At 51.1% G+C, this 11,982-nt stretch carries 7 protein-coding genes; all 7 read left to right on the top strand.

Translation table 11 applies throughout. The features are described from left to right. The first annotated feature begins 86 nt into the window (after nt 1–86). The 7 genes from J2Y43_RS04325 to J2Y43_RS04295 all read left to right on the top strand — a co-directional run bounded on the left by J2Y43_RS04325 (nt 87) and on the right by J2Y43_RS04295 (nt 11,900). Nucleotides 87–1,100, top strand: a complete 1,014-nt coding sequence (locus J2Y43_RS04325; RefSeq protein ID WP_309981090.1) for a T9SS type A sorting domain-containing protein — start codon at nt 87–89, stop codon at nt 1,098–1,100. 103 nt (nt 1,101–1,203) lie between these two features. Next, entirely contained in the window at nt 1,204–1,803 is a 600-nt protein-coding gene (locus J2Y43_RS04320) for a sigma-70 family RNA polymerase sigma factor (protein WP_309981091.1), read from the top strand. 116 nt (nt 1,804–1,919) lie between these two features. After that, nucleotides 1,920–3,044 carry a FecR domain-containing protein gene (locus tag J2Y43_RS04315; protein ID WP_309981092.1) on the top strand — a complete coding sequence of 375 codons (1,125 nt, stop codon included), beginning with the start codon at nt 1,920–1,922 and terminating at the stop codon, nt 3,042–3,044. Nucleotides 3,045–3,234: 190 nt separating this feature from the next. Beyond that, nucleotides 3,235–6,570 carry a TonB-dependent receptor gene (locus J2Y43_RS04310; RefSeq protein ID WP_309981093.1) on the top strand — a complete coding sequence of 1,112 codons (3,336 nt, stop codon included), beginning with the start codon at nt 3,235–3,237 and terminating at the stop codon, nt 6,568–6,570. 37 nt (nt 6,571–6,607) lie between these two features. After that, entirely contained in the window at nt 6,608–8,047 is a 1,440-nt protein-coding gene (locus J2Y43_RS04305; RefSeq protein ID WP_309981094.1) for a RagB/SusD family nutrient uptake outer membrane protein, read from the top strand. 24 nt (nt 8,048–8,071) lie between these two features. Further along, the gene (locus tag J2Y43_RS04300) at nt 8,072–10,096 is read left to right on the top strand and encodes an FAD-dependent oxidoreductase (protein WP_309981095.1); all 2,025 of its coding nucleotides are present in this window, start codon (nt 8,072–8,074) and stop codon (nt 10,094–10,096) included. Nucleotides 10,097–10,256: 160 nt separating this feature from the next. After that, nucleotides 10,257–11,900, top strand: a complete 1,644-nt coding sequence (locus tag J2Y43_RS04295; protein WP_309981096.1) for an FAD-dependent oxidoreductase — start codon at nt 10,257–10,259, stop codon at nt 11,898–11,900. Nucleotides 11,901–11,982: the final 82 nt, after the last annotated feature.

Here is an 11,982-nt window from a genome sequence, read left to right as displayed (position 1 = left end):
CCGTCGTGGCATAAAAAAATTTACTACTACAACCCGTTACCATTCCAAACCTTCGACGTCTAAAAGCATAAACTCCAAACCGGTTTATGCTAAAACGATACTTCACCTCCGCATTGGCGCTGCTGGCTTCATTGACCGGCAGCGCTCAAACGATCTACTTCCACCAGGATTTCAGTCAGACCACCGGCCTGATCAACCCGCAGCCCGACACCGGGCAGTTCAGTCACGTCATTCTCACGGCGCCGGCACTTTCTTACCACAAATTTCACAAAGGCAATATGGAGCTCACCCGCAGCCGGTTGGATTCGGCAACGGGGGGTATTATACGTGCCATGCGCGCCACCCCATTCAACCCCAATCCCGAGACACTGCTTGTGCGCATTACATTTAGTGCGGAGGGGATTCAGGCGCCCGCATTGAATGCGATGTATTTTTATGTGGGGGAAGATTTCAACCCGGTCAACAACTCATTTCCCGGCAATGGGTTAATGTTCGCGAAATGCTCGGTCAACTTCCTCGAGGACGGGTTCAATATCAAAGACCTCGAAACCCGGCAGGTGAGCAGAACTTATGCTGAAAAGAAGCTGGTTACCCTCACCTGGGTGCTGAACAACTCGAAAGAGTCGTTGGCCTATCGCTTGAATGCAACGTCTGCCGAAGAAACCACAGCGCCCGGGACATACGATCTGTGGGTAGATGACGAGCCGGTTGCCAGGGCTGCGAAGGCTTATCCGGGTACGTCGGTTTACTCCAAAACCAAATTATCCAACTTCGAAATGCGCTACCGCAATGGTGTGGGCAAGATCCGGATCGATGAAATATCTATTGACGACGGCAGGCGGGCCCCTGTTGCCGACAATGCGATCGTGGCCCCGAATCCGGCGAAAAGGGACCGGATTTCACTGTCTGGAAAAGGGGTAAATGCATCCTCGGTTCGTCTGATCGATTTGAATGGCAGGGTGCTTCCATCGAAAACAGTGCCGGAAGCGCCGGGTAAGTTAAGCCTGAAACCGCTGAGTCCGCTTGCACCCGGTATTTACATTTTGCAATTTCAAAACCAGGATGGTCAGAAACAGGCGGTTAAGATCATGATCGAGTAACTGTTTGGATAGGACGATAACCTGATTCAATTAAACTAATCTTGTAAAATAAATTGAGTTTGCGGTTAAGTTTGACTTATTTAGTCGTCCTTTTCAACAAGTTATGAATTCAACATCCCCTTTTCCGGAAGATCGCGTGCTCTGGCAGGATTTCCTGGCGGGGGAAGTGCGGGCATTCGAGAAGCTGATGTCCGATAATTTTCGCCTGCTTTTCAGGTATGGGAGCAAGTTTTCCAAAGATCGGGAGTTGGTAAAGGACAGCATTCAGGACCTTTTTCTGATACTATGGGAAAAAAGGGATAACCTCAATCCCGATGCAGCCGTAAAGCCCTATCTGATGGCCTCGCTCCGGCGCCTCATGCACAGGCAGGTATCCTCCCGCACGTGGGTAGGCGGGGAGGCGTTGCAGGAGGAGGACGATTATTTCGAGATCGAGTTTTCGGTAGAAGACGACTATATCCGCAACGAAGCGACCCATTCCCGCACGCATCATTTACAAAAGCTGATCAATGCGCTGCCCCGACGGCAGAAGGAAGTGGTGTACCTCAAATTTTTCCAGGAACTCAGCCGCGAGCAGATTGCCGAGGTAATGGGCGTGTCGCCGCAGACGGTTTCCAACCTGCTTCAAATCGCTATCCGGCATTTGAAAACGCATTGGAAAGCTGAATTCCTAATATTTTTTCTGCTGCATTTTCTGTTCTAATCCACACTCCGTCAGTTGCTCAGGCGGTTTTTATTCTTTTTTGAAGAAATAATTTAAAAATTATTGGTATCCCGCGCCCGGCCTTGTCTATACACATTTAGACACAATGAACTGGTATGGACCGCTACAACGATTTTTCTGTTGAAGACTTTGTCTGGGACGATTTCTTTCGTCAATGGACATTGTCGCCCACCTCTGAAACCGACGCACTTTGGGACGATTGGATTGACGCCAATCCCGAAATGCTCGAAAAAGTGGAGCAGGCCAAGGCCATTGTGCTGTCTCTTCGCTTGCACGAACCGGAGATCGACGATTCGGAGATTAACCAGGTGGTGAAGCAGACTGTCGGCCGGATTACGGAAACCAATGAGGATTCTGCACGTGCCCCACGTCGCCTGGTGCCGGTATTTTCCATTCCCTGGATGCAATTTGCAGCTTCGGTGGCATTGATCATGCTCATGGGCTGGGCCGTGTATTCGGTGATGATCAAAAGGGAAGAAAAGCCGGAGCTTACCCAGCAGGATAGCGCCATCGAACACAACGGGGCAATGACCGAAAAGACCAATTCAACTTCCCAAACCATCGAATTTGCATTGAGCGATGGCAGTAAAATCAGCCTCGCCCCGAAAGGCCGCATTCGGTATCCCGAGCGGTTTGACGGAGAGCGGCGTGAGGTTTTTCTGGAAGGAGAAGCGTTTTTCGACATTGCCAAGGATCTCCAACATCCGTTCCTGGTGTATGCGAATGGTTTGGTCACAAAAGTGTTGGGTACTAGTTTTCGCATTAAAGCTTACGGCAATTCCAGGGAAGTGACAGTGGAAGTGAAAACCGGAAAAGTGGCGGTGTTCGCCCAGTCCGACCCGCATTTGAAAGAAAAAGTGGCCGATAAGCAGTTACAAGGCGTTGTGCTGACCCCTAACCAGAAGATCATCTACGCCCGCAACGAGGTCAAAATGGTGAAAACGTTGGTAGAGAGGCCTGAAATGGTCGTTTCCAAAGCCGAAATACCCCAGTTTGAATTTGAGGACACGCCTGCGAGCGAGGTTTTTAACACGATCGCCAGGGCCTATGGCATCGACATTTTATACGACGAGGCACTATTGAAAGATTGCCCGCTTACCGCACGCCTCGATAACCAGACACTTCACGACAAACTCAGTATTATATGCAAGGCCGTAGAATCGAGCTACGAGATCGTCGACGGCCAGGTGATTATCCATAGCAAAGGATGCAGGAATTAACCCAAAACAATCACGTAACCCTTTAAATCCCAACAGAAAAAACAGAAAGCTTATCCTTAAAAGAAGAGCCGGCAATGTTCCCGCATTACCGGCTCGGAGAATTCCCTGACAGGTTGGTCGCCATTACCCTCCCCAGCGGGAGGCAGGGATCGTTTTGCCAAATTTCCTATTCTACAAAACAATCAAATCTATGAAAAAACCTTTAAAGTACCGTAGGGTATTACTGTGGACCATGCGAATGACAGCTACTCAACTCATGCTTGCCTTGGTGTTTATCGTCACGGGTTACGCACGTGAAGGTAGCGCACAATCCCTTCTCAGCCAGAAAATTTCCGTGACAGCGAACGGCAGTGAAGTCAAAAAGGTACTCAGCCAGGTGGAAAAACAGGTCGATGTGCGCTTCGTGTTCAGCTCCAAGCTGATCAAGTCGGCCCGGAAAGTGACAGTTTCCTTGAAAGACAAGCCTTTGTACGAAGCGCTTGACCATATTCTGACGCCGTTGGGCCTCGACTATGAAGTTTCCGGCAAGATCATCATTCTCCGAAGGCTGGAACATGCCACACCCGACGCTCCCGCAGGGCAACCTTTACCTGCCAATGCTCCCAAAAGAGCGGTTTCGGGTAAGGTACTCGACGGCGAGTCCAACACGGGGCTGCCGGGTGTCAGCATTGTGCTCAAAGGAACGCAGACCGGTACTACCACCAACCCCGATGGTAACTTCCAGCTGGAAATTCCCGAAACAAGTGCGCCGAATTCGGTGCTGGTTTTCAGTTTTGTAGGTTATAAATCGCAGGAAATTGTGCTGGGCAGTCAGGCGGAGCTGACCATCACCATGATGCTCGAAGATAAGTCGTTGCAGGAAATAGTGGTCATCGGTTACGGCCAGATCAAGAAAAGCGATCTTACCGGAGCGGTTTCTTCCATTAAATCATCAGAATTGAATGCGTATCCGGCCACGAACCTCGTGCAGTCACTCGCGGGACGCGCGGCGGGCGTATATGTATCGCAAAATACGGGCGCGCCGGGTAGTTCCATCAGTGTTCGCGTGCGGGGTACCAACTCCATTCAGGGTAGTAACGAGCCATTGTATGTGGTGGATGGATTCCCGTATTCAGGTAACCCCACGTTGCTGAACAATGCTGACATTGAATCCATTGAAGTTCTCAAAGACGCTTCCGCTACTGCCATTTACGGGTCACGCGGTGCGAACGGCGTGGTGCTCATTACGACCAAAAAAGGCAAGGCAGGCCGCGTGAGCGTCGACTACGACGGATACTATGGCGTGCAGACCATCCGCAAAAAGCTGGATTTGATGAATGCGACCGAATACGCCAATTTTTACAATGAACAAGCCGCCAATGATGGCCTGGCCCCGCATTTCACAGCGGACCAGATAGCGGGTTTCGGCAAAGGCACCGACTGGCAGGATCTGGTATTTCAGAAAGCGCCCGTCCAGAACCACGCATTGACCGTGAGCGGTGGCAATGAAAAGACGCGATTCTCGGTAGCAGCCAGCAATTTTAACCAGGATGGCATTGTGATCGGCAGTAATTACGTGCGTAACGCGCTGCGCATTAACCTGAGCTCCGACATCGGCAAGAAATTCAAATTCGATCTCAGTTCATTGCTGAGCCGTATCAATTCCGACCGCAAAAATTCCGAAAGAGGAAACCGCGGAGGAACGCTCATGTCGGCCATGCTTTCCGGCTATCCTACCATTCCTTCCACGCTTCCCGACGGCAGCTACTCGAAGCTGGCCGAGGCTTATGCATGGGGTTCGAATGTGATTACTAATCCTTTGAATTTCCTGTACCAGTTTTCGGATGTGATCCGCTCTAATAAAGTACTGACCAACGGCGCCATTACTTACGAACCTTTCAAAGGATTGCAGATCAAAACCCTGGCCGGTATCGAAAGCACCGATGACCGCACTGATACTTACACGACTACCAAGTTCGTGAACTCGAAAGGTAGTGCGCAGGTGGGTACGCAACGAGTGACCAGTATTTTGAGTGAAAACACTGTGAGTTATATGAAGGATTTCGGCAAACACAGCGTATCTGCCGTGGCCGGGTTTACCTATCAGGATTATACGACTACCTCGCTGAGCGCCTCCGGAAGTGGATTTATCAGCGATAATCAGGAAACCTATGATATCGGAGCGGCTGCAACGCAGGGCGTGCCCAGTTCTTCGTATTCCAAATGGTCGCTCCTTTCCTATCTGGCGCGTGTTAATTACACCTTCAATAACAAGATTCTCGCCACAGCCAGCTTCCGTGCGGACGGTTCGTCGCGGTATAGCGAGGGACAGAAATGGGGCTTTTTCCCTTCCGGTGCGCTTGCCTGGCGTTTGTCTGAGGAAGAGTTTATTAAAAATATCCCATTCATTTCCGACCTGAAACTGCGGGCGGGCTATGGAGAAACGGGTAACACGTCCATTCAGCCCTACTACACATTGAACCAGTTGAACTCGGGGCAGGTAGTGTTCGGCGATGCATTCATGACATCCTATGCGCCCGGCACGCGGCTGGCGGGATCGTTGAGATGGGAAACCACGGCTCAAACCGACTTCGGTATCGACCTCGGGCTTTGGAACAACCGTGTCAATGTCACGGCTGATTATTATATCAAAAACACCCGGGACCTGTTGAACAACGTGGCCCTGCCGTCGTCGCTGGGTTACACATTTACCATTCAGAATATCGGAAAAATTCAAAACAAGGGTTTTGAGCTCGGGGTTAATGCGGCAGTGCTGGAAGGTGCATTCAAGTGGAATGTGTCGACCAATTTGTCGATCAACAAAAACAAAGTCGTGAAGCTTTATGGCGGAAACGACATCCTGGGGCAGACAATCGGTGCTGCGGTGAATGACAACGTGAACATCCTCCGCGAAGGTTATCCGCTCGGGTCCTTCTATGGTTATGTGGAAAAAGGCTACGACGAGAAAGGCTTTATCGCTTATGAAGACTTCAACGGCAACGGCAGCCGCGACGCGGGCGACAAGCAGATCATCGGGAATCCTAATCCTAAATTTACCTATGGTTTGAATTCGAATATGTCCTTCAAAAATTTCGAACTGACATTCTTTATCCAGGGCTCGCAAGGCAACGATATTTTCAACCTCAGTGCGCAGGGGCAGGGCTACGACTACGGCCAGGCGTTGAATATGCCACGGGAAGTGTACCTCAACCATTGGACACCTCAGAATACCAATGCGAAATACCCGGTCATCAAAACTTCTTCGCAGGCGCAGATGTCGAACCGTTTCGTGGAGGATGGCTCTTATCTCCGGTTTAAGAACATCCAGCTGAGCTACAATCTCCCGGTTGCCAAACTGCACATCAAATGGATGAAATATGGCCAGGTGTATGTGAGCGGCCAGAACCTGATCACCTTTACCAAGTACTCGTGGTACGACCCGGAAGTGAACTCTTACGGAGGCAGCAACTCTATCGTGCAGGGTGTGGACCACTACGTTTACCCCGTGGCTAAAACCACCACAGTAGGCCTCAGAATTGGGTTTTAAGGTCAGTTTAATCACCGGTTAAAGAGAAATCATCATTATGAAAAAGATATTCACAAGTTTGTTTTTCGCGGCGGTTTGCATGGGTTGTTCCGATATTCTGGAAGAGAAACCCAAGTCGCTGGCCTCCGAAAATTTTTATAATACCGCAGCGGAAGCCAAAGCCGCTGTGAATGCGATCTACGGTCCAATGCGTACCGATCCGGCACTTTCGACCAACTATCCTGCACAGCTGGAAGGTCTTGCGGATTATGGTAATTCAAGAGGTACGCAGACGCCCGTGAGCTTGTACCAGGGGCTTGATAATACGAACATTAACCGCGTAGCGACGATTTGGGACAACTTTTACCAATCTATCCGAAATGCGAACCTGGTTATCGCGAATGTGCCGAAGGGAACGAGCATGACGGATGCGGAAAAGGCTTCGTTTGTAGCGGAGGCCAAATACATGCGTGCGCTGATCTACTTCGCGCTCGTGCGTAACTGGGCAGGTGTACCCCTGCGCACGGAAGAGAACATGACGGTAGCCGACATTCCGCGGTCGAGTGTGGAGGATGTTTACAAGCTCATTGTCGCTGATGCATTGGCGGCCGAAGCCGGGCTTCCCGACAACCCTTCGGAAATCGGACGCCCTACCAAATGGGCTGCGAAAACCATGCTGTCGGAGGTGTATCTCTACCTCGAAAAATGGGAAGATTCGCGTGCGAAAGCAAAGGAGGTGATCGATTCGAAGAAGTATTCATTGGTGGCGGTGAGTGTTTCGGAGGATTTCCAGAAAATATATGGTCCCGAAGTAGTGAATACGAGCGAGGAGATTTTCTATTTCAAATATTCGCGTCAGCAAGGCTTCGGGTTGGTGAGTTATGCGCACCGCAAGATTGGCCAGTACAATTACTATGGCCCGGGTGGCGTGTACGCGCAGTATACCGATTCGGTGTCCAATTCGGTAATTAAAAACTGGGATTTCAAGGATTTGCGCAAGAATCACATGTTTTATAATGTCGATATAGGCTTGGGTTCCACGTCCCTCTTGTACCGTAAGTACCGCGACCCGCTCGCAACCGGCGGCGCAGGCAACGACTACCCCTGGTACCGCTACGCCGACCTGCTCCTTTTCCATGCGGAAGCCGATGCCCGTGCAAATGGCAAGCCTACCGCCGACGGCCTCGAAAGCCTCAACAAAGTGCATCGCCGCGCTTACGGCAAGCCGGCCGAAGCGGCTTCGACGGTCGATTTTAAACTCGCCGATTTTGCCACATTACAAACCTACATCGACAAAGTGGTACAGGAGCGGGGTTATGAAACCATGTACGAGGGCAAGCGCTGGAACGACCTGAAACGGTTAGGAATAGCCAAACAGCGCATTTTAGAAGTGAAAAACATTGTCGTCGCCGAAAAGCACATGCTGTGGCCGATCCCGAATTCCGAGATTTTGTATAACAAGGCCATTACCGCCAAAGACCAGAATCCGGGTTATTAAGCATTTTTAATCATTTCAAATACAATGAGAAAAAAGATAGCAGTAGCACAGTTCGCTTGTCTGTTTGCGTTCCTGTTGTCCGGCTTTCGGTTCCATATGGAACCGAAAGCCGTCGCTCCTGTGCAGGCGGATGTCTGCATTTACGGTGCAACGGCGGCCGGGGTAATTGCGGCATACACGGTCAAAAAAATGGGCAAGTCCGTCGTACTCATCGAGCCGGGCGGGCATTTGGGCGGCATGACTTCCGGTGGCCTCGGCTACACCGATATTGGCAACAAATATGCTATTACCGGGCTTTCCAGGGACTTTTACCGTCGCATTGGCAAGCACTATGGTAAATTCGAGCAGTGGACTTTCGAGCCGAGTATAGCTAAGAAAACCTTGCAGCAATACCTGGACGAAGCGGGTATTAAGGTAATGTACCAAAGCCGGATCGTAAGCGCCCGTAAATCCGGGACGGGTATTCAGTCCATTGTTTTGGAAAACAGCCTCAAACCCGGTGCCCAATCCAACCAGGTTATTTCTGCCAAAATGTACATCGATTGCACCTACGAAGGTGACCTCATGGCGAAAGCGGGCGTTTCCTACACAGTCGGCAGGGAGGACAACAGCCAGTACAACGAAACCATCGATGGCGTTCAGCTCATGCACGGCCACCAGCTTCCCGATGGTATTGATCCCTACAAGATCGAAGGAAAACCCGAAAGCGGCTTGGTTTGGGGCGTATCTCCGGCGAAATTGGAACCTAATGGCACCGGCGACAAGAAAGTGCAGGCCTATAATTACCGCATCTGCCTCACATCCGACCCGGCTAATATGGTGCCTATTACCCAGCCGGCGGGCTATGATCCCGTTCGCTATGAACTGCTCGCCCGGCTCATCGCCAAACAGCCGCAACGCAAAACGCTGAACGATTACTTCATCTGGAGTAAAATGCCGAACAACAAGACGGACATTAACAACCGCAACGGCTTTTCGACGGATATGATCGGCATGAACCATGATTACCCCGACGCCGATTACAAAAAGAGGGAGGAGATTATTAAGGCGCACGAAACGTACACCAAGGGATTGCTCTACTTCTTCGGCCACGATCCCCGTGTGCCTGCGGAACTACGCGAGTCGATGTTGAAGTGGGGATATCCCAAAGATGAATACGTAGAAACCGGCAACTGGTCGCCGCAGCTGTACATCCGCGAGGCCAGGAGAATGGTGGGCAGCTACGTGATGACCCAGGCGCATTGCGAGTTAAAAGAAGTGGTGAAAGACGGCGTAGGTATGGCGGCTTATCAGATGGATTCGCACAATATTCAGCGCATTGTGGTGAATGGCATGGCGAAAAATGAGGGTAATGTGGAGGTAAGCGCCTCGGGCCCTTACCCGATCGCCTACCGGTCGCTGGTGCCGAAAGAAAAGGAATGTACCAATTTGCTGGTGCCGGTGTGCCTCTCTGCCACGCACATTGCCTATGGTTCTATCCGTATGGAGCCGGTGTTTATGGTACTCGCCCAATCTTCGGCCGTCGCCGCGGTGATGGCTATCGATTCGAAGAAAAGCGTGCAGCAGATCGACATCGCCAAATTGCAGGCAAAGCTCAAAACCGACCCGCTGGTAAACGGCAAAACACCCGAAATACTGGTCGATAATGAGGATAGCAGTGTCTCGGTTAAAGGAAACTGGCAGCCGGTCAAAAAAGGTGGGTACGGCCCGTCGTTTCTGGCTTCAGAAAGCGGTCAGAATGGTGGCAATGTCACTTTCACACCTGAAATCGCGGCTCCCGGTAATTACCAGATCTACGTTTATTTCCCCAAAGTGGCTAAGCCGGCTTCGGAAATAAAACTTTCGGTGCAGGCGGGAAGTGAAACCAAAAACATTTCAGTGCTTGAAAAAGACATTGTAGTGGAAGGTCAGACTTCCGGTGAATGGTACCACGTAGGCAAGTTCAATCTGCCGAAAGGCAATGCGTCCTCGGTGAACATTTCGGCGGAAGGGGCATCAGGAGCGGTGGCCGCCGATGCGGTGCTATTCGTACCGACGGGTGAACGGTGAAGGGGGCTGACCGCCGACCATAGACCACCGACTAAAGATCATCGAGAAAGGTTCGGCCGTCGGCGGTCGGCGGTCAGATTAAAAATGAAACATTCTGCCGTCGGCGGTCCATGGTCGATGGTCCCAATGACGATTAATCAATCCCAAATCAGACATTTTAATGAGAAAAATACTCTTACTAGTCGCAATCCTCATTTCTCAGGTTATGCCGCGGGCTGTTTCAGCACAGTCGTATGAAGCCGATGTAATCGTTTACGGCGGTACCTGCGCGGCGGTTACTGCGGCGGTGCAGGTGATCAAATCGGGGAAAACGGTACTTGTAGTCTCGCCCGACAAGCATTTGGGCGGACTTTCATCCGGTGGGCTGGGTTTCACCGATACCGGCAACAAATCGGTGATCGGCGGCCTTGCGCGTGAGTTTTACCACCGTGTTTACCAGCATTATGATACGCCCGGTGGCTGGCATTGGCAAAAAAAAGAAGAATATGGCAACAAAGGCCAGGGCACGGTAGCTATGGACGGCGCCGAGCGCACGATGTGGATCTTCGAACCGCATGTAGCTGAGCAGGTTTTTGAGGATTTTGTGAAAGAAAACAATATCAAAATCTACCGCGACGAATGGCTGGACCGTAGCAAAAATGGTGTGCAGAAAAGCAAAGGCCGGATTACCTCTCTGAAAACGCTCAGCGGCAAGACATTCAAAGGCAAGATGTTCATCGACGCTACCTACGAAGGTGACCTGATGGCGGCTGCCGGTGTAAAATACCACGTAGGCCGTGAGGCCAACAGCGTTTATAATGAAGAATGGAACGGTATCCAGGCAGGCGTTTTCCAGCACAGGCATTATTTCGCGAAGAATATCAGCCCCTACAAGGTCGAAGGTGATCCCAAAAGCGGCCTGCTGCCATATGTTACGGGTGAAAAGATCGGGAAGAACGGGGAAGGCGATCACAAGATCCAGGCCTATTGCTTCCGCATGTGCCTCTCGTCGCACCCCGACAACCGCATTCCGTTCGCGAAGCCGGAAGGGTATGATCCGGGCAAATATGAACTCCTCTCCCGCGTGTACAAAGCTGGCTGGACCGAAACTTTCGACAAGTACGACCCCATTCCCAACCGTAAAACGGATACGAACAACCACGGCCCGTTCAGCACGGACTTCATTGGCCAAAACTACGACTATCCCGATGCTTCTTACGAGCGCCGCAAGGAGATCATCAAGGAGCATGAGTTGTATCAAAAAGGCCTGATGTACTTTCTGACCAATGACCCCGCGGTACCGGCAGATGTGCGCGCGAAGATGAGTGAATGGGGTTTACCGAAAGACGAATTCAAGGACAATGGCGGCTGGCCGCACCAGATTTACGTCCGCGAAGCGCGCAGAATGCTGGGGAAAAGCGTGATGACCGAAAATGAGACGCTGGGCAAAAAGGCGGTGGAACAATCCGTAGGCATGGGCTCGTACTCGCTCGATGCGCATAATGCGCAGCGCTATGTGAAGGAGGATGGTTTCGTGCAGAACGAGGGCGATATCGGCGTGCACCCCAAAACGCCTTACAGCATTTCCTATGGCTCCATTGTTCCCAAGAAAGCCGAATGCGAAAACCTGCTGGTGCCGGTGTGTGTGTCGGCATCGCATATCGCTTACGGGTCCATCCGTATGGAGCCGGTGTTCATGATCCTCGGCCAGAGCGCGGCTACGGCTGCGGTGCAGGCGATCGACGGTAAAGTGGCCGTTCAGGACATCGATTATGCCAAATTGAAGGAGCAGCTTTTGAAAGACAAGCAGAAACTTGAACTGTAAGCACTTGCCTGATATGAAACTTGCAGCGGGTGCGGATATTTCAAAACAAAACTTTCTCTTTAAATTTTATTAATTTACCAAC

Origin of the sequence: Dyadobacter sp. BE31, from assembly GCF_031457695.1 — a bacterium.
GTDB lineage: Bacteria > Bacteroidota > Bacteroidia > Cytophagales > Spirosomataceae > Dyadobacter.
This window is presented reverse-complemented; position numbering and strand designations above follow the sequence as displayed.

What these genes read in the sequence shown, in the direction of transcription:
- J2Y43_RS04310 (WP_309981093.1), top strand. Translation starts at nt 3,235, where the DNA reads ATGAAAAAACCTTTAAAGTACCGTAGGGTATTACTGTGGACCATGCGA.
- J2Y43_RS04300 (WP_309981095.1), top strand. Translation starts at nt 8,072, where the DNA reads ATGAGAAAAAAGATAGCAGTAGCACAGTTCGCTTGTCTGTTTGCGTTC.
- J2Y43_RS04320 (WP_309981091.1), top strand. Translation starts at nt 1,204, where the DNA reads ATGAATTCAACATCCCCTTTTCCGGAAGATCGCGTGCTCTGGCAGGAT.
- J2Y43_RS04305 (WP_309981094.1), top strand. Translation starts at nt 6,608, where the DNA reads ATGAAAAAGATATTCACAAGTTTGTTTTTCGCGGCGGTTTGCATGGGT.
- J2Y43_RS04325 (WP_309981090.1), top strand. Translation starts at nt 87, where the DNA reads ATGCTAAAACGATACTTCACCTCCGCATTGGCGCTGCTGGCTTCATTG.
- J2Y43_RS04315 (WP_309981092.1), top strand. Translation starts at nt 1,920, where the DNA reads ATGGACCGCTACAACGATTTTTCTGTTGAAGACTTTGTCTGGGACGAT.
- J2Y43_RS04295 (WP_309981096.1), top strand. Translation starts at nt 10,257, where the DNA reads ATGAGAAAAATACTCTTACTAGTCGCAATCCTCATTTCTCAGGTTATG.